Consider the following 20,197-nt stretch of genomic DNA (forward strand, 5'->3'; position numbering starts at 1 on the left):
TGTAAGAATATTTCGTTTGCGTATTTCAGTACGGATTTATGCTTTTATGTTCTTCTTTCCCATCCGGTTTATAATAAGTGCAAATACAATACCCAACACAGCGAAGAGGATAATCGCTCCGAATACGAACTTAAATCCTGCAGCTCCCGGATTGCTGTCAATCAGTTTGCCGAGTATCAGATTCATATATGCGTCCGGCAGGAAACCGATGGCACAGATAATACCCGTTGCAGTTCCGGTAAATTCTTTTGGAACCCCGGCCTCCCCCATAGTTGCAAAGTAAATTCCACGGATTGCATACATAACCGTCGCAAATGCGATCACTGTCACAATGGCAGGTATCAGCATACTTGATTTTCCCGGAATAACCAGGAGGAGTGCTGCAAAAACAATCTCTACTACAAATAATCCCATAACCATTTTAGAATAAGAGCTGGTTTTGTCTGCGATTTTACCCATAATAGGCGCGCTGAATATACCAATTCCGTAGCTTCGGATGGTAGCCACGATCCCGGCTGTAACGGTGGTCATTCCGAATATAGTTGTCAGGTATGTAGTTGTATATTCTGATGCAACCTGGGCGCTGTAAGCACACATTACAAGGAGAGCCACAATCCAGATCCCCGGGATCTTTAACACTTTGACATAGTCGGCAAAGGTTGCAGATGTGCGTGCTTCTTCTTTGCTCTTTTTGGGAAGAAGGAGCCACATAGCGATGGTCAGTAAAGTGTAAACAATACCGTAGAACAGCAAAACGTAACGAAGAGGCTGAGCCGTTGTGACAAAGTGATTAAACACTGCCAGAGCTGCAAAATTAATCAGAACGCCTGCCGCGGCGCGGATTCCCTCACTATAGCCAAAGATAGAACCCTGCTCATTGTCATCCGCAAGAATACGGATAGCCTTTACTGCTGATACCCAAAATACTACATTCGAAAATGCAAGTAAAAACTGGATTGCCATAAGTCCTGTCAGAGATGGAATCGTCGCATACCAGAAGGTCAGCGCCGCCAGCATCAGGTTGGATCCAACCAGCATCTTGCGGTTGTCAAAACGATCTGCAAGAATACCTCCGGGGATATAGATAATCATTTTCGTAATTGAGTAAACACTCATGATAGTTCCTACTTGTGTGTTGGTCAGCTTAAATTCTTCCACCAACGCATCGTAAAACACGGTTTTCAAATATGGGACACGGTAAATCAGACCCGCTGATATAGTAACCACAAAAAATGCAATCCATTTGTGTTGCTTATTCGTATTTCCCATCTACATACCTCCTTGGGTTCTTGTACTATTGCTCTTTAATAACCAAAGCATCCGCAAGTGCAACCCCTTCTCCTTCGGGGTACACAAACAGTGGGTTGATATCCAGTTCCTTTAAGGATTCCTTCTGGGCAACCGCATATTCGGAAATCTTAACAATAAATTTTGCCAGAGCATCCACATCACATTTTTTACTGCCCCGGTATCCGTTCAACAGCTTATAGCCTTTCAGAGATTCTATCATGCTTCTGGCTTCCTGTTCATTCAGAGGCGCAGGATAAAGACTTACATCTTTAAAAACCTCCACAAAGACGCCCCCGAGCCCGCACAGAATCATTGGTCCGAACTGGGGATCCGCATTTACCCCGATGATCATCTCCACTCCCTGGGGAAGCATGGACTGAACCAATACACCGTCGATTCTGGCGTCCGGACATTTCTCCTTTACACTTTCCATAATCTCCTGGTAGGCAGTCTCCAGCTCCCCGGCATCTTGGAGATTCAGCTTCACTCCCCCCACATCACTTTTATGCAGAATATCCGGAGATGCAATTTTAGCCACAGCCGGATAAGAAATGCCTGGGGCAAAGTCTCTTAGTTCCTCCTTTGAGCTTACAATAGCTTCCGGAGGGACAGGTACCCCTGCCGCTGCCAGTTCGCATTTGCTGTCATGTTCGCTTAACGCTGTCCTGACTTTTTCTTTCTTCTGATTCTCCAGTATTGCCAAATCTAAAATATGTTCTTCCGGTTTATATTTCACAAAATCCATGAGATATTTCAGAAGCTTGAAGCCGCAGCCTGTGGCTGGCAGGATAGGAACTCCTGCTGCTTCCAACTTTTCACGTACCATCTTATCCCTGGATGAGTTAAAGAAACTCATAACCGCAACAGGTTTCTTCTTTTTGCCGGCTGCAATCACCATGCCGTCTGACATGGGCTGAATCACGTCTTTCGGACCGTGCTCCGGGAGAATCGTCTGGCCGCACAATACCATCCCTATCGAGGGATCTTCCATAATGGCCTGAATGACTGCCGCATACTTTTCTCCGTCATGGGCCAGGGTGGCAGACATGTCCAGAGGGTTGGCCGGTGTGGCATAATCCGGCAGAAGCTCTCTTAGCTTCTCCATTGTCTCAGGAGCAAATTCAGGATATTCCAGCCCCAGCAGAGTTCCTGTATCTGCGCACACTCCAGTCTCTCCCCCTGAAAGACACATGGCCGAAAGTCCTGTATTCTCCGGAATCATAGGCAGTACACTGAGCATATGGCACATCTGTACCAATTCCTCAATATCATCCACACGAATTACACCGAATTTTTTAACAATTGCATCAAACGCTTTGTCTGACCCTGCGAGACTGCCTGTATGAGAAGCCGCCAGAGCACTCCCCTTTGAGGTTTTTCCTACCTTCAGGATAACCACCGGCTTTCTGGCCAGAGCTGCCTGCTTCAGAACCTCTTTGAATTTTACAGGATCTTTAATTCCTTCCATATAAAGGCCGATCACTTTGGTATCTTCATCTTTTATGAGGAACTCCAGATAATCCTCAATGCGGATACAGGTGCTGTTCCCGCTGGAGATAAGATAGGAAAAATTCATATAGGTAATCTGCATCATATTCAGGCAGATTTTTCCCGACTGGGATATAATGGCCACATTTCCCTTTCTCGCCTCACCAGGCACCAGCATTCCAAAGGCAAAGATTTCGTCCAGATTGTTGATGAATCCGGCACAGTTTACCCCCATAACCGCCATATCGAGTTTTCTGCAGAGCTCCCGAAGCTGGCCTTCGCTTTCCTTGTCACCGGTTTCTCCATACCCGCTGGCGTAGACAACCGCCGCCTTACATCCGTATTCAGCTGCCTCCTCAAGGGCTGACGGCACTACTTTTTTATTCACAATGAGCACGCACATGTCTATTTTTTCAGGGATTTCCCCTATACTTTTATAACATTCTTTTCCCAGAACTTCCTCTCTTTTGGGATGAACGAAATAAACATGCTCTTTTATCTTTGTTTTCAGCAGATTGCTGCAGGTGGACAGCCCGAATCCGGGCTTGTCCGTTGCTCCAATCACAGCAATACTTCTAGGGCGCAGTAATTTTGTCAGTTCCATAGGCTCACTCCTTTGCTACATAGTCATAACCTGCCTGAAATGCCGCAAGATTACTCTCATGGAACTGTGGCTTCTTCGCAAAGTAATGTTTGATTCCTTCTTCATAGCATTCTTTGCCAAAAAGATCTGTACATGCCGCCAGAGCCCCGATAATGCAGATATTCGTTCCTCTGGAATAAGAAATCTTTTCACATACCTCCGTAGCCGGAATTTCCACTACCCTGATGTCTCCTTTTCTAGGTACATCCTTTACAATAGAAGAATTAACCAGGATAATCCCGTCGTCTTTCATCTGAGGCAGAAACTTGTCTATAGAAGGCTGATTCATGGCAACTAAAATATCTATCTTCTTGACAAAAGGACTGCCGATCAGCTCATCACTGATTTTAACGGTACAATTGGCTGTTCCCCCGCGCATCTCCGCACCGTAAGAAGGAATCCAGGTGACCTCTTTATCCTGCATCGCCCCGATATGAGCGATAATCAGACCTGTTGTCAGAATACCCTGACCTCCGAAACCTGCAAATACAAATTGTTTCTCCATTACTGGTCACCTCCCTTTGCAAATTCACCCAGAGGATAATACTGGATAACTTCTTCCCCGATTCTTCTCATAGATTCCTCCGGTGTCATATGCCAGTTTGTGGGACATGGGGAAAGTATCTCAACACAGGAGTAGCCTTCGCCTGCCATCTGAGCAGCAAACGCCTTTTTGATATAAGATTTTGCCTTCATAATATGCGGGGCATCATGAATAGATCCTCTAGCCATATAAGCAGGTTCAAAGCTTTTCAGCACTTCCATAAGATTCAGAGGCATGCCGGATACTTCAGGGTCTCTTCCTTTCACAGAGGTAGTTGTTTTCTGTCCTACAAGAGTGGTAGGGGACATCTGCCCTCCTGTCATTCCGTAAACGCCGTTATTTACAATAATCTGGGTGATTTTCTCTTTTCTCTGCGCGGTATAGATCGTCTCTGCGATACCGATAGAGGCAGCATCCCCGTCCCCCTGGTAGGTAAGAACCAGCTTTTCAGGTCTGCAGCGCTTAATGGCGGCGGCTGCCGCGGAGGCCCTGCCGTGAGGAGACTGCAGCAGATCAATGGCAAGTGTCCGGTTTGTCAGACAGCTGCACCCAACTGCCAATACGCCAATGGTATCCCTGTCTATATCCATTTCATCAATCACTTCCGCAATGAGCCGCAATACAAGTCCGTGGCCGCATCCCGGGCAGAAGCTGTTTGCCGCATAAATACTTCTTGGTATTTCTCTCTCTTTTACTGCTGCCATTTAGAATGCCTCCTTTCTTGTTCCGGCACGGATTTCGTCTACAATCCGGAGAATCTCTTCCTGATCAGCGATAACTCTGCCGGAGGGATAAGCGTATACCGGTGTCCCCTGTGCATAAAGAGCTACATCTTCCACCATCTGTCCGCATGCATTCATCTCAACGGCCAGATAAGCTTTTACGGTTTTGTTTGTCTTGTGAAGCGCTTTCTTCGGGAACGGCCAAAGAGTGATAGGACGGATCATTCCCAGCTTCACCCCATTTGCCCTGGCTGCCTTTACAGCGCCCCGGCATACTCTGGATGTGATGCCATAGGCTACAAGAATAATCTCCGCATCCTCGGTCTCCACTTCCTCCCACATTTGTTCATTCTCCTCCATGGCAGAATAACGGTCGCGGATATGGGGATCATACTCTGTATATTTAAAGTCATAGTAAATCCGGTCAGTCATCTTTCTTCCGTTGGGATACGTATCATCTTTTCCCTTCAGCGTCCACTCAAATTTATTGGGATCGTGCTCTTTTCCCTCAGGGAGCTTTACGGATTCTGCCATCTGTCCGATGGCGCCGTCGCTGAGTATGATAACAGGTGTTCTGTATTCCTCTGCCTTGTCAAAAGCAAGAATGGTGTAATCCACATTTTCCTGTACGGAAGAAGGTGCATAAACTAAGGTCTTATAACCGCCGTGTCCTCCGCCTTTAACTGCCTGGAAATAATCCCCCTGTCCCAGAGTAATATTTCCCAGACCGATGCCGTAGCGCATAACATCTACAATGACTGCAGGCAGCTCCATAGAAGATATGTAGGAGATTCCCTCCTGCTTCAGGCTGAATCCCGGTCCCGAAGAACTTGTCATAGCCCGGAATCCCGTTGCCGCTGCCCCCAGCACCATATTAATGCCTGCCAGCTCTGATTCCGTCTGCACAAACTGCCCTCCCACTTCCGGCAGCCTGGTTGAGAGATATTCCAGAATCTCTGTCTGAGGTGTGATGGGATAGCCGGCAAAGAACCGGCAGCCTGCTAAAATAGCAGCCTCAGCCAAAGCATTATTCCCCTTCATTAATGTTCTCATGCCGGTTGCACCTCCTCATTTTTGATTGTTATTACATAATCAGGACATACCGTATAGCAGATTCCGCATCCGATACATTTATCCTGGTCTACTTCCACCACTGCGTACCCCTTGCCGTTGATTTCCGAAGACACGGACAGCGCCCCCTGTTTGCACGCCCGGATACAATAACCGCAGGATTTGCAGTTTTCCTTTTTTATGACAACCATAATTACCTTCTCCTTTCCTGCAGCCCGCCTGTCCGCCTTGCGGGGACAGACCGGCTGCTGTTTGCCTGCCGGTTAACTAGCACTCCGGCTCGTCCTGGGTGTCTGGTTCGAATATTTCCAGAGCAATATCTCTTTGATATCTGCCTGTGGCTTTTGAAATCTCGAAGATTTTAGCAACATTTCTTCTGCAGAGTGCATCAATATCATGAATTACATTTTCTGCGGTAGGTTCGATCACTCCAAAGGTGATGGTGTAGAAGAAACGTACAGCACCCAGATTTGCAATGAAGTCAGGTACAATCTGAATTCCTCTTTCATGAAGGCCCGGATCTGCGGAAGCGGCTACCGGAATATTTGCGCCTTCACAGATAAGCTTTGCCTTTACTTTATCTACATTGCTGCCGTTGATGACATCTTCCAGAGCTACTGGAACCAAGATATCACAGGGCACATCCATCCATGCGGAGTTCGGCATTACCTCCCAGGAAGGATCGAATTTAGACTGGTCCATCTCGCCTCTCGGCAGAACGTTTGCTATAAGACTTTCTACGTCCAAACCATCCTTGCAGTATACAAAGCAGTTTGCATCTGCAATACCCACGATCTTATAACCCAGCTTATGAAGCCTGTGGGTACAGCTGAGACCTACACATCCAAATCCCTGGATTACAACGGAAGCTCCGGGTTCTCCGCCCATCTGTTTCCATGCCTCATCTCCTGAAACAGCAACACCGTATCCGGTGGTCAGGTCATTGAGCAGGAATCCGTCGTAGTGGCTCTGCAGGAGTTTTCTTACATTTTCCTGGCCTTTAGCTATGATAGGATTATTTCTCATAGACTTTGTCATGGGACGTCCCATTCCCAGCTCATCGAAGATCCGGTATACGTCCTCATACTTCGTCCCCAGGTCAGAACCCATTGCCAGTCCTGCATCGATGTATGGCCTCATGGCAATGATAAATCTTTTTAACACATCAACAGCATCCGGTGCTTTGTAGTCATATACGATTCCGGCCTTTGCACCGCCCTGCCAGGTATTCTCGCAGGCTTTCCTTTTGTAGGCCATTGCCTCTGCCAGACGAATTACCTCTTCTCTCGTCACTGTGGGATGCATTCTGATTCCGCCTCCGGAATACCCTTTTGCCAGATTAAACACACATAACCAACCCTTAGCGTCTGTTTTTGTATCGTTCCACTCAATTAAAATATAAGGTCTCATACCCAATCCTCCTATTGTTTTTTCTCCTGTTCTATTGCATGTATTGGCCAATTCTATTGCAAAAGAAGCGATTTCAGGCTATAATATTAGAAAATAGCATAAATGAAAAAACTTTTTTCTAACATCTATCCCCATGTGAGACATTATATCAATTTTTACTCATTTTTCAACATTTTCGCTCTTACTTTTGTGGATAGTATCTAAAATAAAAACGCACTGTCTATGAGGAGGAAGTTAAAAATGTTTAATGAACCCGTGATTTTTGGCCGTTTTCTGGTGAACTCAACCCAAGGCCGGGAATACTTTGAGATTTACAAAAAAATTTCTCCCGACAGCAATCAGTACAAGTGTATTGAACGCACTCATACTGCCCTGGGACAACATTTTCTGGATTTTTTAGAATACAGCGATGAGGCACTGCCCCCCATTGTATCCCACTACAATAAAGTCTTCAAATATCTGGATAAAGATTACCTGGACCAGAAAAAAATACATACTACAATGGGATTTATTCACGATATTTATAATAGTTTATCCGCGGTTCATCCCTTTTGGAAATCCACTTTTTATCTAAATCCGGTACTATCAAACTACAAATGGTATGAGTTCTATTACTTCAGGGAGTATATGAATTACGACGCTTCAGATATGACAGAGGCGGACAGGGACAGCAAAATGCAGCATTACTGGGATCAGGTACGAAGAAGCATTATGCATGAGCTGAAGGAACTGGAAGAGTTTCTGAACTTCATCTCCTCTATGCGAAATGCCGTTACCTTCTGCCTGGATTACTCCAGCTTTCCGGAATTTTCTAAACTGCACACACAGCAGAGAGCATACCTGTACCAGTCACATTTTGATTCAAATTTTATGCGGAATCAGACAATCCAGAGCATCTTTAACCTGAGCGACCGGGCCAGCGCCATGGATCCGGACCGTCTGATCTCCTTCTCTGACAACAACGAAGTTATGGTAAGCAGTATCATATCCAACGCAAATTATTACGAGCTGATCAAAAAATCGAAGACAGCACTGGATTTCTCAGCATTAGCTGCTTCCGTAGAAAAAACATCCATTGAAACCACTACGAATCTGGATATTACAACCCTGGAGGACATCAGCACCATCTGTCTCTATACTTTTTCTCTTTTGGTTTCCAATAATGTTCACGTAAGGCCCTGCAAAAACTGCGGGAGGCTCTTCTCCCCGTATAACCGAAAGGATGAACTCTATTGTTCCAGGATACAGGCGAATTCTAAAACCTGCCGGGAGGATTACTACGACAAACAGATACATACCGATGAATTGATTCGCTATTACCGTACTGCATACAAAAGGGAAAATGCGAGAAAACAGAGAAATATTGTGAACAAACCATCCTCTGAAAAGGAGTTTATTCAGTGGACAAAAAAGGCAAAAAAAGCATTGGAAAAAGCAAAAAAAGGTGATATTTCTTTCGAAGAATTCAAGAAAATATTAGATCGGGAGGGGTGATTCATTTGATAATCACCCCTAATAACTTAGCTAATTCTACTGCCTGATATGGGTTTATAATGACTCCTTTTAGTTCAGAAAGCTCCTCCGATACAGTGATTCTGTCTATAGTACATTCAGTAAAATCAATGCCCTTCAATGGAGTTTTGAAGAAGGATGCCAGGGTAAAATCTGTACGAAGAACCTGAATATCCTTCATTTTACAGGCGGTAATATTCCCATGTTCCATACTCGTTTCACAGATAGAAACATGATCAAATCTGCAGGAATCCAGGTTAGAAAGTTTAAAATTTCCATCCGTAATTTCTGTATGTTTCAGCACAGAATGATGTAAATTTACCCCCATCCATTTCCCTCCTATTATCCTGCATCGATGAAAATATGCATCGGTAAAATTGCTGTTTGAGAAATCACAATTCAGAAAAATAACGTCTAAAAAACTGGTTCTTTCAAACAAACAATTCATGAAATGACAGTTTTTAAACACAACTTTTGCAAATGAAATTCTGCTGAAATCTTCTTCTTCCTCCCAGACATCTGCGATACTTTTTTCAAGAATATCTGTCTCTTCCTCCTTTGCCCGCATCATCTGGTTTTTAAAATCTGTTCCCAGAGACTCCAGCATTTCAGGTAAACAGGGTGGATTAAGCCTCATCTTTTCTCTCCTTTCCGCGCACACCTCCTTTTTTATGCCATATGCTAGTAAAAAAGGAGTATTCTATGCTATGTTAAAAAAATTTATTACTGTTTTTTTCTGCTTTTTACTGCTGCTGCCCTGCTGTTCTCTTGTATCCGTCGCTGCGCTCCCTCCCTCATCGGATACCCACGAGGGCATTGATGTAAGTATGTATCAGGGCGATATTGATTTTGAACAAGTGGCTGACTCCGGCATTGAAGGCGTATATATTCGCTCCAGCCTGGGCAGTTCCTATATAGATCCATACTTCGAGCAAAATTATTCCAACGCAAAAGCTGCAGGCTTGTCCGTTGGTTTTTATCACTATGTCACTGCCCGCACAGTCTCTCAGGCTGCCTACCAGGCTCATTTTTTTGTAAATACTATACAGGGCAAGGACTTTGACTATCGGCTGGCCATGGATTTTGAAGATCTGCAGGGGCTTTCTGTCTCTGAAATCAATGATATCGCCTTAACCTTTATTCAGACTCTGGAGGAGATCGGCGGCAGGGAGGCTGTTGTATACAGCAATGCCTACGACGCCACAGATATATTTCAGGGGGAAATCACTTCCTATCCCCTCTGGGTGGCAGAATACGGGGTCAGCACCCCAAGAGATTCCGTAAACTGGGATTCCTGGGCCGGATGGCAGTATACCTCCCGTGGACAGATTTCTGGTATACAGGGATATGTAGACAGAGACTTGTATACGGAAGAGATGTACTTAAGCAGCTCCGGACAGGTAACTCCCCACCCAGCAATGCCTCCCTCCAGAACCACCAATGCCATCTATACGGTAAAGCCAGGCAATACTCTATGGGGGATTGCAAGACTTTATCATACCACAATCTCATCCATTGTGGAAGAAAACCAAATCAGCAATCCTAACCTCATCTTCCCCGGAGAGGTTCTTCGAATACCGGTGGAGGATCGTTCTTCCACAGAATCTGCAAGCATCAGATACACGGTGCGAAGGGGCGATACTCTCTGGGGAATCGCACAGAGATACCGCACTACCGTCGCACAGATTGCAGCGCTGAACCACATTGCCAATCCCAATCTCATCTATCCGGGGCAGCAGCTGGAAATCCCTGAGCGGAATTATTCGGCTGCCGTCTATACGGTGCAAAGAGGAGATACTCTATGGGGCATTGCGCAGAGATACGGAACCACAGTTTCATACCTGGCAGACCTGAATGGAATTAGTAATCCTAATCTCATTTATCCGGGCCAGGTGCTCCGAGTTCCTTAACAGTCAGAGCAACCCGACGGTCACAACCGGGATTCCCTGAGGGGCTTTACGCCTCCGGGGATGCCGGTTTTTTCCTGCAGATACGCCTCACAGCCTCTCCAACCTCACAAACCCTCTTCTCCATAAATTCAGGATGTTTTAGAAACCATCTCCTGTTGGCTGGAGATGGATGGGGCAGTACAAAGGTCTGTCTGCCGTTTATCTCCAGGTCCCGGAAAACCAGTTCAGAAAAATTTTCTTTCGGAAAAAAATAAGCTGCCGCACATCCGCCAATCAAAATGTACAGTTCATTATTGACCAGTTCCATCTCTTTTCCAAGCCAGAGATCCGCACATTTCCTGGGCGGTTTTCTGTCACTTCCCCCAGGTGTCTTTCCCGGATAGCAGCGGCCGATTGACGCGATATAAAAATTATAGGGATCATAAAACATCTCATCAGAAATCTGATACCACTCCCGGCGGAGCTTCACTCCGCTGGCATCGTTAAAGGGTCTTTGGGTCTGATGAACCTTCAGGGAAGGGGCCTGGCTGATTTGCATAATCCTTGCGTCAATGTTTCCCCAGATAACAGGGCTGGGGTCCAGACGATCCCGGCAGGCCTTACAAGCCTTTACACTTTCCAGTAACTCTTCATATGCTTCCCTTCTGGAAATCATATTATTATCCATAACTAATCCTCTCTCAATCTTATAATGAAAGCAGTGCGCTAACGTTAGTATCTCATAGCTGTGCGGGAAAAAGGGACAGGTCCATTTTAAAATGGGACAGGCCGATCTTAAATTGGGACGTGTTCTTCCTAGAAAGAACACGTCCCCAATTCTATACCGCCTCCGCCTTTTCAAACTGGCTGTTGTAGAGATTTTCATAAAATCCGCCCTTCGCCAGCAATTCCTCATGTGTTCCCTGTTCGATGATATCTCCGTCCCTCATGACCAGAATCAAATCTGCGTCACGGATGGTCGAGAGCCTGTGGGCGATTATAAAGCTGGTTCTTCCCCGCATGAGATTATCCATGGCCTTTTGAATTCTCACCTCTGTGCGGGTATCTACAGATGATGTGGCCTCGTCTAGGATCAATATCTTATTGTCCGCAAGGATTGTTCTCGCGATGGTCAACAGCTGCTTCTGCCCCTGAGAAATATTACTGGTTTCCTCATCCAGAATGGTCTGATAGCCATCTGGCTGGGCCATGATAAATCTGTGTGCATGTGCCGCTTTTGCAGCTTCTATTACTTCTTCATCGGTAGCATCCAGGCGTCCGTATCGGATGTTCTCCAGTATGGTTCCGTTGAAAAGCCAAGTATCCTGAAGAACCATGCCAAAAAGCTCTCTCAGCTCACTTCTGTTGAAGTCCTTGATGTTGTGGCCGTCAACCTTAATCTCACCCGTATTCACGTCATAAAAACGCATAAGAAGTTTTACCATAGTGGTTTTTCCGGCCCCGGTAGGACCCACAATTGCCACCTTCTGGCCTGATTTTATATCTGCAGAGAAGTCGTGTATAATGATTTGCTCCGGATGATAGCCGAAGGATACGTGATCAAATTCAACATTTCCCTCAACATCTGCAATATCTGCAGGCTGATCTACTGTCTGGTCTTCCTCCTCTTCCTCCAGAAATTCGAAGACACGTTCCGACGCCGCTGCAGATGACTGAAGCATATTGGTTACCTGTGCAATCTGCTGTACAGGCTGCGTAAAGTTTCTGATATACTGGAAGAATGCCTGCACATCTCCTACTTCAATACTTCCCTTGATGGTAAGAAAACCTCCCAAAAGGGCGACCATAACATACCCCAGATTACCAACAAACTGCATAATAGGCATCATCATTCCGGAGAAAAACTGAGATTTCCACGCTGAGTCATACAGTTTATCATTTGTCTTTTCAAATTCATCTACCACAGCATCTTCTTTGTTAAATACCTTCACCACATTTTGGCCGCTGTAAATCTCCTCTACCTGACCGTTTACTTCTCCCAGATATCTCTGCTGCGCCTGGAAATATTTCTGTGAATGCTTCATCACTTTTCCTATAATCATCATAGACACCGGCAGAATCAGCAGGGCTGCACAAGTCATCCAGATATTAATGCTAAGCATCATAATCAGCGCGCCCAGCAGAGTAGTCACTGAAGTAATAAGCTGGGTAATACTCTGGTTGAGGCTCATCTGCAGTGTATCTACATCATTAGTTACCCTGGATAGAATCTCTCCGTGGGTACGGCTTTCAAAGTATTTCATAGGGATCCGGTTAATCTTCTGAGAGATCTCTTTTCGAAGGCAGTACGTGACATCGTTAGATATCCCTGACATGACATAGCCCTGTACAAAAGAGAAGACAGAACTCACCGCATACAGACAGAGTACTGTGGCCAGTATGGTTCCTATTTTGCTGAAATCAATGGCGCCGGTCCCGTTGATTTTTCCCATCAGGCCGTTCATCAGTTCCGTTGTGGCTTTACCCAGAATCTTCGGTCCCACTATATTAAAAATAGTTCCGCCCACCGCAAATACCAGCATAATGAAGATACGGATTTTATACCGCTTCATATAATTCATCAGTTTCTTCATGGTGCCTTTAAAGTCCTTTGCCTTTTCTCCCGGCACCATTTTGCCGTGTCCCCCCATGGGGCCTCTTCTTGGATTACTCATTGGCTAATTCCTCCTCTGACAGCTGAGACATGGCGATTTGCTTATATACGTCACAGGTTTTTAATAACTCTTTATGGGTACCCTGACCTGCAATACATCCATCGTCCAGTACGATAATATTGTCTGCATGCAGAATGGTACTGATTCTCTGTGCTACAATCAGTGTTGTAGCGTCCTTTGTTTCTTTTTTCAGTGCTTTTCGAAGAACAACATCCGTCTTGTAGTCCAGCGCTGAAAAACTGTCGTCGAAGATATAAATCTCCGGCTCTTTTGCAATAGCTCTGGCTATGGAAAGACGCTGCTTCTGCCCGCCTGATACATTGGTTCCCCCCTGAGCAATAGGAGAATCCAGCTTTTCCTCCTTCTCACTGATAAAGTCCCAGGCCTGTGCAATCTCTGCAGCCCTCTGTACTTCCGCCTCCGTAGCCTCTTCTCTTCCGTATCTGATATTAGAATCTATGGTTCCTGAGAAGAGCACTCCCTTCTGTGGAACGTATCCCAGCTTCCCTCTCAGCTCCTTAAGGGACAGTTTGCGGACATCCACGCCGTCCACGGTTATACTTCCCTCTGTCACATCGAAAAAGCGGGGGATAAGATTCACCAGAGTACTTTTGCCGCTGCCGGTGCTGCCGATAAAGGCAACCGTCTGCCCCTTTTTAGCGGTAAAGGAAATATCGTTCAGAACTTTTTCTTCTGCCCCCGGATACTCAAAGGATACATGGTCAAATACCACTTCACCCTTTCTGTCCTCCAAAGTATGTTCCGGCTGCATGGGATCCTTGATTGACACCTCTGTTCCCAGAACTTCATTGATACGCTTTGCCGCAACATTGGCACGGGGTATCATAATAGACATCATGGTAATCATTAAAAATGCCATAATAATCTGCATGGCATACTGCATAAATGCCATAATATTTCCCACCTGCATAGTGCCTGCATCCACTGCATGAGCCCCGTTATATACGATTAGGACCGTAACACCATTCATAATCAGCATCATAATGGGCATCATAAATGTCATGCACCGGTTGACAAAAAGATTCGTTCTGGTCAGCTCCAGATTTGCCTTTTCAAAACGTTCTTCCTCGTGCTTTTCTGTACTGAATGCACGAATGACAGGAATCCCCGTCAAAATCTCTCTGGTTACCAGATTCAGCCTGTCAATTAAAGTCTGCAGTTTGGTAAATCTGGGCATTGCAATCTTAAACAGCAGTCCTACAACGATCACAATTAAAACCACAGCAATCCCCAGAATCCAAGTCATATCTGCATCGGACTGCAGGACCTTCAGCACGCCTCCCATTCCCAAAATAGGAGCATAGAGCACAATTCGGAACAGCATAGTCATAACCATCTGAATCTGCTGTATGTCATTGGTGCTGCGGGTAATCAAAGATGCCGTAGAGAACTGGTTCATCTCCCTTCCCGAGAAAGAGATAACCTTTCTGTAAACATGATTTCTCAGATTCCTGCCCAGCCCTGCGGCTACCCGGCAGGATAAAAAGGTGACGCAGATAGCAGCAGCCATCCCCAGAAGCGCCAGACCCAGCATCTTTAGGCCTGACATAAGTACATACCGGATCTGCATCTGACCCACATCTTTGCCCATGGCATCATACTCATCCTGCACAAATACAACAGCAGTCTGGGTAACAATCGATTCCGGCATTTTTTCAAACTTATCCGCCATAGCTCCCATCATCTGTTTCAGCTGCTCTTTTGGCATCTGGGACAAAGCCTGAAAGATATCTGCCTCCTCCCCCAGTCCCATCTGAGACTTTACAGCCTTTACCTCATCCGTATCTCCGGAGAGTCCTGTGACAGCAAGCATGGGAACACCGAATATGTTATTTAGCTTCTCTCTCTTCTCTTCGCTGATATTTTTCAAACGGAAAATACCGTCTTTTAGCTCATAAGACTCAGCAACTGTCTTCTGATCTGTATCATCCATAAATAAATATAATTTATCCATGGTTTCTTCCCTGATTTCTTCCGGAACTGCATCTTCCACACCTTTTTGCTGAATCCCAATATTTACAATCTTAGAAGTATAATCCGGCAGGGATAAATCGCATACCGCCTGAAGGAAAAGCAGGGCAACAATCAAGACAATATAATGCCACTTATCCTTCAGGTATCGAAACATCTTCAACATATCTTTATTCCTTTCCGCACATAAAATCTGTTTTTATGGTGTCATCTACAGGTAGTCTTTCCAGATTCTCTTCTATCTGCTTAAAAAAACGGGCGAACAGACACTTCTCACTCTCTGTAAACCCCTGAAAAAGAATTTTTTCATTGTTTTGTATCTGTTTCATTGCTGTCCTGTAGATATGGTATCCTTTTTCTGTCAGGCTTACTCTTGTAACTCTCTGATCCCTGGCGTCAGGCTTTCGCTCAATCAGACCTGACTTCTCCAGACGCTTAATGGAAACTGCCACAGTCGGAGGCTTTATATGAAGAGATTGTGAGATCTCCTTCTGGCTTAGCTCTCCCTTATATCCCAATAACTTAATAATAGGGATTTGTCCGGGATGTATTCCGATCCCATCCATCTGCTGATAGATTTTTGTAAAATAGAGATGTGAGATCCTTAAAAGCATCCTCTGCAGGTTATTATCCAGAGTATCCTGTTCCTCCATTTTTCCACCTCCTTATCATATGCACATCCTTTATATTTGTTAGCCGACTAACATATAATAGACCTATTTTTACCGATATGCAACAGAAAAATCTTTTATTTACACTTTTTTTATAAAAAAGCATGTTTTATTAATTAGACAACTAAATAAAAGCATGCCCGGAACCATATTATTTATGGTTCCGCACATGCCTTTGAGAGCGACGGCCAGACCGTGCACAACATAGTTACAAAACAGGCAGTTCCTCCCAAAAAATTTGAGACAGGCTCTGCCAGAAAAACACCCATGGCCCCCAGATTTCCCACATATGGGAGGAGAATCGTCAGAGGGATTACGATTACTGCCTTTCGCAAAAGCGAAAAGAAAATTGCCTGCTTTGCTTTTCCCAGCCCAGTAAAGACTGACTGCCCGGAAAATTGGAGAGACATAAAACAAAAGCCAAAAAAGTATACCTGCATAGCCGGGATTCCCAGAGAAAACATAGCCTCGCTCCCGTTAAAAAGGCGGATGAATCCCCCCGGAAGCAGAAGCGTAATCCCCCACATTACGGTAGTATAAACAATACAGGTGACAGACATAAACTTGATTCCTGATTTCACTCTCTGATACTTTCCCGCTCCGAAATTATAACCCAGTACGGGCTGCGCCCCCTGGGTAAAGCCCATCACAGGCACTGTCAGTATCTCCCGCACAGAATTGATAATTGTCATAACTCCTACATAGACATCTCCGCCGTGAGCCTGGAGGGTGATATTGCACACCACCTGAACCGCACAGTTTGTAAAGGACATACAGAAGCCGGACAGACCGAGCCCCACAATCTCCTTTACCATGGTGAGGCGCAGCCGGAGATTTGGAATCCGGAGCTTTAAAAGCGTCTTCTTTCCAGTGAGGAATCTCAGCACCCAGGCTGCCGATACAAACTGTGACAGCACTGTGGCAATGGCAGCACCCTCCACCCCAAGGTGAAAGACGAAGATAAACAAAGGATCCAAAATAATATTCAGCACCGCCCCTACCAGAACTGTCCCCATTCCAATCTCCGCAAATCCCTGGGAATTAATGAATCCATTCATCCCCAGGCTTATCATAACAAATACACTGCCCAGCAGATAGATTTTGGTATACGCATCCGCATATGGGAATGTGATGTCACTGGCCCCAAACGCATACAACACCGGTTTTTTCACGAGAAGGCATATTACTGTAAGGAGAATTCCGGTGATTACCAGAAGCGAGAACGTATTTCCAATGATCTCCTCTGCCTTCCCCTCCTCTTTATGTCCCCTGGCAATGGAGCAAAGCGGCGCTCCCCCGCTTCCATAGAGATTTGCAAAAGCTGTGACTCCTGTGATGATAGGAAATGCCACCCCCACTCCTGTAAGAGCCAGGGGGCCCGCCTGAGGAATCCTGCCTATGTACATTCGGTCAATTACATTGTAGAGCATGTTAATAAACTGCGCCAGCGTCATAGGAATGGCCAGCCTGAGTATATTGCCCGCCACACTTCCCCGGGTAAAATCATGCTCCTCTGTTTTAAATAATCCTTTCATAGTTCAACCTTCCAGCAAGTATTCTATATACTATTATACTCTTTTATGGAAAATTTACAATTTGCTCTTATGCAGACCCATAAAAAGACGTCCCTGAAACAGGATTTCTGTTTCCGGACGCCTCTCTTTTCATTTATTTTATTTATGGATTGACAACGTTTACACTTTCTCCAGCTAAAAATGCCTTCAGATTTTCCACAGCTATATCCATCAGCCGCTGTCTGCTCTCTTTGGGAGCCCAGGATATATGAGGGGTGATAATACAATTTTTCGCCTTCAGCAGGGGGTTATCCCCTTGAATCGGTTCCGCAGACACCACGTCAAGCCCTGCCGCATATACTTTGCCTGAATTCAGCGCATCTGCAAGATCCTCTTCCACAATCAGAGGCCCCCTGGAATTATTAAGAATAATCACGCCGTCCTTCATCTTAGCAATATTTTCTTTATTGATCATTCCCTCAGTTGACGGGAACAGCGGACAGTGGAGTGCAATCACATCTGATTCCTCAAAAAGCTGCTCTCTGGGCACATATTCCGCAAGCTCTTTTCCGCTGGCATTGGGATATTCATCGTTGGCAATGACCCGCATCCCCAAGGCTTTGGCAATACGTCCGGTAGCCTGTCCGATACGCCCGAATCCAATGATCCCCATGGTCTTGTCTGCCAGTTCAATCAGAGGGTAATCCCAGAAACACCAGTCCGGATTGCTTTCCCAACGGCCTTCATGGACTGCATCACTGTGATGTGCCACATGATGGCAGATCTCCAGAAGCATAGCAATTGCGAACTGCCCTACGGCAGCGGTCCCGTAAGTAGGAATATTGCACACAGGGATCCCTCTCTTTCTGCAGGCATCCACATCCACTACGTTATATCCTGTAGCCAGCACTCCGATATAGCGGATATGTCCGCACTGATTTAAGGTTTCTTCTGTAATGGGAACCTTATTCAGAATTACAATCTCTGCATCCCCGATGCGGCTTACAATCTCTTCCGGAGCAGTGCGGTCATATACCGTAACCTCCCCCAGTGCTTCAAACCCTTCCCAGCTCAAGTCCCCTGGATTCTCTGTGTAACCATCTAATATAACAATTTTCATATCTTTCCCTCATTTCCCGGAGAAACAGTCAAAACTTTTTGCCGGTGCTTCCCCGCGTTAAGTTATCCAGTCTTTTCCTTAGAATCAAATATCTCCTGGCAGCGCTCCCACGGCTTCTGCTATATAGTAATTCCCACTCTATATAAGTCCTTTATTTGGGGATATAGTCTCGTATAAACCGTATACTGCTTCTCATACACCTCATCATGTTTCCGGCTGCTGATTACTTCCTTGTAAACCTTTTTCTCTACCTTTTCAGAGGCTTCATAGATATTCTGAAACACGCCCGCACCCACACCCGCCAGGAGTGCTGCGCCGATGGGAGCCATATCATTTATATCCAAAATCTTTATGTTCCTGCCGGTTATGTCTGCTTTAATCTGAGCCCACACCTCACTTTTTGCACCTCCGCCTATGGAAGAGAATTCTGTAATCTTTCTCCCGGTCACCTTCTCTGCAATTTCTGCCATTTGACGCAGGCCGTATCCACAGCCTTCCATAATAGCCCTGTTCATTTCTTTTCTGGTTGTATGAAGAGAGATTCCGAAAAACACCCCTCTTGCAAAGGGATCCCAGATAGGGCTTCTCTCACCCATCATGTAGGGCAGGAAAACAACCCCGTCACATCCGGGATTCGCCCGGGATGCCTCCTCATTCATCATATCAAAAGCTTTTTTAGAACTTCCCGATGCCTTTTCTAGCAGATCCTGGCAAAACTCATCCCGGAACCACTGATAGGAAGCACCAGTATGGGACATAGCACCCTGATAGATCCAGGTTCCCTCCACAACGTGACATCGGTTGATAAAGCTTCTGTCGAATTTAGGCTCGTCCACACAGATAGTGAGCACGTTGGTGGTGCCGACGGATTCACACACATCCCCGCCTTTGGTCACCCCCGCCGCCAGAGTCGCACAGGGGGTATCTGCACCTCCAATCACCACAGGCGTTCCCGCGGGAATCCCCAGTTTTATTAACGCGGCCTCATTCAGCCCTCCCACAACATCGGTGGAACCCATGAGGGGCGGAAGCTTATCCATTGAAATTCCAATCCTGTCGCAGAGGAACCCGGACCATTTCAGGCCCCCGGTCGTCTCGAAAAGAGCCGTGTAGGAAGCGTTCGAATAATCAATGGCGAATTTTCCGGTCATCTTAAAGGCCATCAAAGTATTCACATGGCCAAAATACTTTGTTTTCTCATAGATATCCGCAAGATTCCTTTTGATCCATAACATGGAAGTTCCGGAAATCGCTCCGGCCATAGCTGTATTGCCTGTAATCTCAAACAGTCTGTCCTCGCCAACGGCTGCCTTTATAATCTCTGCTTCCTCTGTGCTTCTTCTGTCGGAATAAATAATGGGATCCACAAGAATCTTCCCATTTTCACCAATGGCTGCCAGACCAGGGCACAGACTGGAAATACTGATGCCTGCAATCCTGGAGGGCTCAATTTCCTTTTCTTCAAACAGAAGCCGCAGACATTTCAAATAAGACTGCCACATATCTTCCGTGTCTATCTGTGCATACTCCTGATTTGGTGTAATCATCCGGTAGGGGCTGCTGCTGATCCCCAGCACCTTTGCATTTTCATCTATAACAGCTACTTTTATGCTAGTTGTACCCACATCAACCCCGAGCAACAATCTGCCTTCCATA

The 20,197-nt window shown here is 45.7% G+C and carries 17 protein-coding genes; 2 read left to right on the top strand and 15 right to left on the bottom strand.

The annotated features are described in order from the left end of the window. Positions 1 to 36 precede the first annotated feature (36 nt). The 7 genes from BUA56_RS00500 to BUA56_RS00530 form a co-directional block, all read right to left on the bottom strand. On the bottom strand, positions 37 to 1,269 hold the full coding sequence (locus BUA56_RS00500) for an MFS transporter (protein ID WP_072848208.1): 1,233 nt from the start codon (positions 1,267 to 1,269) through the stop codon (positions 37 to 39). Positions 1,270 to 1,294: 25 nt separating this feature from the next. Continuing rightward, complete coding sequence (locus BUA56_RS00505) at positions 1,295 to 3,382, bottom strand: acetate--CoA ligase family protein (RefSeq protein WP_072848209.1); 2,088 nt, start codon at positions 3,380 to 3,382, stop codon at positions 1,295 to 1,297. 4 nt (positions 3,383 to 3,386) lie between these two features. Continuing rightward, positions 3,387 to 3,926 carry a 2-oxoacid:acceptor oxidoreductase family protein gene (locus BUA56_RS00510; protein WP_072848210.1) on the bottom strand — a complete coding sequence of 180 codons (540 nt, stop codon included), beginning with the start codon at positions 3,924 to 3,926 and terminating at the stop codon, positions 3,387 to 3,389. Continuing rightward, positions 3,926 to 4,669 (bottom strand): thiamine pyrophosphate-dependent enzyme, encoded by a 744-nt coding sequence (locus BUA56_RS00515; protein WP_072848211.1) that lies wholly within the window; start codon positions 4,667 to 4,669, stop codon positions 3,926 to 3,928. The genes BUA56_RS00510 and BUA56_RS00515 overlap by 1 nt, the downstream gene beginning before the upstream one ends. Then, positions 4,670 to 5,740: a 3-methyl-2-oxobutanoate dehydrogenase subunit VorB gene (gene vorB, locus BUA56_RS00520; RefSeq protein WP_072848212.1), complete on the bottom strand. Its 1,071-nt coding sequence runs from the start codon at positions 5,738 to 5,740 to the stop codon at positions 4,670 to 4,672. Then, complete coding sequence (locus tag BUA56_RS00525; protein ID WP_072848213.1) at positions 5,737 to 5,949, bottom strand: 4Fe-4S binding protein; 213 nt, start codon at positions 5,947 to 5,949, stop codon at positions 5,737 to 5,739. Before BUA56_RS00525 ends, vorB begins: the two co-directional genes overlap by 4 nt. Before the next feature lie 76 nt (positions 5,950 to 6,025). Continuing rightward, positions 6,026 to 7,168 carry a Glu/Leu/Phe/Val dehydrogenase dimerization domain-containing protein gene (locus BUA56_RS00530; RefSeq protein ID WP_072848214.1) on the bottom strand — a complete coding sequence of 381 codons (1,143 nt, stop codon included), beginning with the start codon at positions 7,166 to 7,168 and terminating at the stop codon, positions 6,026 to 6,028. A gap of 240 nt (positions 7,169 to 7,408) precedes the next feature. Between BUA56_RS00530 and BUA56_RS00535 the strand changes: the two genes are divergently transcribed. Beyond that, the gene (locus BUA56_RS00535; protein WP_072848215.1) at positions 7,409 to 8,662 is read left to right on the top strand and encodes a DUF6076 domain-containing protein; all 1,254 of its coding nucleotides are present in this window, start codon (positions 7,409 to 7,411) and stop codon (positions 8,660 to 8,662) included. A gap of 1 nt (position 8,663) precedes the next feature. Here BUA56_RS00535 and BUA56_RS00540 read toward each other — a convergent pair whose 3' ends face one another. After that, positions 8,664 to 9,317, bottom strand: a complete 654-nt coding sequence (locus BUA56_RS00540; RefSeq protein ID WP_072848216.1) for a pentapeptide repeat-containing protein — start codon at positions 9,315 to 9,317, stop codon at positions 8,664 to 8,666. Between the two features lie 70 nt (positions 9,318 to 9,387). On the opposite strand from BUA56_RS00540, the gene BUA56_RS00545 reads away from it, so the two are divergent. After that, positions 9,388 to 10,590 (top strand): LysM peptidoglycan-binding domain-containing protein, encoded by a 1,203-nt coding sequence (locus BUA56_RS00545; protein WP_072848217.1) that lies wholly within the window; start codon positions 9,388 to 9,390, stop codon positions 10,588 to 10,590. Positions 10,591 to 10,636: 46 nt separating this feature from the next. On the opposite strand, the gene BUA56_RS00550 is transcribed toward BUA56_RS00545, so the two are convergent. The 7 genes from BUA56_RS00550 to BUA56_RS00580 form a co-directional block, all read right to left on the bottom strand. Beyond that, positions 10,637 to 11,257, bottom strand: a complete 621-nt coding sequence (locus BUA56_RS00550; RefSeq protein WP_226902863.1) for a uracil-DNA glycosylase family protein — start codon at positions 11,255 to 11,257, stop codon at positions 10,637 to 10,639. Positions 11,258 to 11,408: 151 nt separating this feature from the next. Then, complete coding sequence (locus BUA56_RS00555) at positions 11,409 to 13,244, bottom strand: ABC transporter ATP-binding protein (RefSeq protein WP_072848218.1); 1,836 nt, start codon at positions 13,242 to 13,244, stop codon at positions 11,409 to 11,411. Beyond that, the gene (locus tag BUA56_RS00560) at positions 13,237 to 15,402 is read right to left on the bottom strand and encodes an ABC transporter ATP-binding protein (RefSeq protein WP_072848219.1); all 2,166 of its coding nucleotides are present in this window, start codon (positions 15,400 to 15,402) and stop codon (positions 13,237 to 13,239) included. Before BUA56_RS00560 ends, BUA56_RS00555 begins: the two co-directional genes overlap by 8 nt. Positions 15,403 to 15,406: 4 nt before the next feature. Beyond that, positions 15,407 to 15,889, bottom strand: a complete 483-nt coding sequence (locus BUA56_RS00565) for a MarR family winged helix-turn-helix transcriptional regulator (RefSeq protein WP_072848221.1) — start codon at positions 15,887 to 15,889, stop codon at positions 15,407 to 15,409. 173 nt (positions 15,890 to 16,062) lie between these two features. Next, positions 16,063 to 17,442 carry an MATE family efflux transporter gene (locus BUA56_RS00570; protein WP_072848223.1) on the bottom strand — a complete coding sequence of 460 codons (1,380 nt, stop codon included), beginning with the start codon at positions 17,440 to 17,442 and terminating at the stop codon, positions 16,063 to 16,065. Positions 17,443 to 17,584: 142 nt separating this feature from the next. After that, positions 17,585 to 18,541 (bottom strand): D-2-hydroxyacid dehydrogenase, encoded by a 957-nt coding sequence (locus BUA56_RS00575; protein ID WP_072848225.1) that lies wholly within the window; start codon positions 18,539 to 18,541, stop codon positions 17,585 to 17,587. A 119-nt stretch (positions 18,542 to 18,660) separates the two neighbouring features. Further along, a complete protein-coding gene (locus BUA56_RS00580; protein WP_072848227.1) occupies positions 18,661 to 20,196 on the bottom strand; it encodes a xylulokinase in 1,536 nt (511 codons plus the stop codon). Between the last annotated feature and the right edge of the window lies 1 nt (position 20,197).

Source organism: Lactonifactor longoviformis DSM 17459, from assembly GCF_900129135.1.
GTDB classification, from domain to species: Bacteria; Bacillota; Clostridia; order Lachnospirales; family Lachnospiraceae; genus Lactonifactor; species Lactonifactor longoviformis.

Bases quoted from the DNA above. Each gene is read 5' to 3' on its own strand.
- BUA56_RS00540 (WP_072848216.1), bottom strand. From the start codon at position 9,317: ATGAGGCTTAATCCACCCTGTTTACCTGAAATGCTGGAGTCTCTGGGA.
- BUA56_RS00570 (WP_072848223.1), bottom strand. From the start codon at position 17,442: ATGAAAGGATTATTTAAAACAGAGGAGCATGATTTTACCCGGGGAAGT.
- BUA56_RS00560 (WP_072848219.1), bottom strand. From the start codon at position 15,402: ATGTTGAAGATGTTTCGATACCTGAAGGATAAGTGGCATTATATTGTC.
- BUA56_RS00505 (WP_072848209.1), bottom strand. From the start codon at position 3,382: ATGGAACTGACAAAATTACTGCGCCCTAGAAGTATTGCTGTGATTGGA.
- BUA56_RS00535 (WP_072848215.1), top strand. From the start codon at position 7,409: ATGTTTAATGAACCCGTGATTTTTGGCCGTTTTCTGGTGAACTCAACC.
- BUA56_RS00510 (WP_072848210.1), bottom strand. From the start codon at position 3,926: ATGGAGAAACAATTTGTATTTGCAGGTTTCGGAGGTCAGGGTATTCTG.
- BUA56_RS00550 (WP_226902863.1), bottom strand. From the start codon at position 11,257: ATGGATAATAATATGATTTCCAGAAGGGAAGCATATGAAGAGTTACTG.
- BUA56_RS00555 (WP_072848218.1), bottom strand. From the start codon at position 13,244: ATGAGTAATCCAAGAAGAGGCCCCATGGGGGGACACGGCAAAATGGTG.
- BUA56_RS00580 (WP_072848227.1), bottom strand. From the start codon at position 20,196: ATGGAAGGCAGATTGTTGCTCGGGGTTGATGTGGGTACAACTAGCATA.
- BUA56_RS00525 (WP_072848213.1), bottom strand. From the start codon at position 5,949: ATGGTTGTCATAAAAAAGGAAAACTGCAAATCCTGCGGTTATTGTATC.
- BUA56_RS00530 (WP_072848214.1), bottom strand. From the start codon at position 7,168: ATGAGACCTTATATTTTAATTGAGTGGAACGATACAAAAACAGACGCT.
- BUA56_RS00575 (WP_072848225.1), bottom strand. From the start codon at position 18,541: ATGAAAATTGTTATATTAGATGGTTACACAGAGAATCCAGGGGACTTG.
- BUA56_RS00565 (WP_072848221.1), bottom strand. From the start codon at position 15,889: ATGGAGGAACAGGATACTCTGGATAATAACCTGCAGAGGATGCTTTTA.
- vorB (WP_072848212.1), bottom strand. From the start codon at position 5,740: ATGAGAACATTAATGAAGGGGAATAATGCTTTGGCTGAGGCTGCTATT.
- BUA56_RS00545 (WP_072848217.1), top strand. From the start codon at position 9,388: ATGTTAAAAAAATTTATTACTGTTTTTTTCTGCTTTTTACTGCTGCTG.
- BUA56_RS00500 (WP_072848208.1), bottom strand. From the start codon at position 1,269: ATGGGAAATACGAATAAGCAACACAAATGGATTGCATTTTTTGTGGTT.
- BUA56_RS00515 (WP_072848211.1), bottom strand. From the start codon at position 4,669: ATGGCAGCAGTAAAAGAGAGAGAAATACCAAGAAGTATTTATGCGGCA.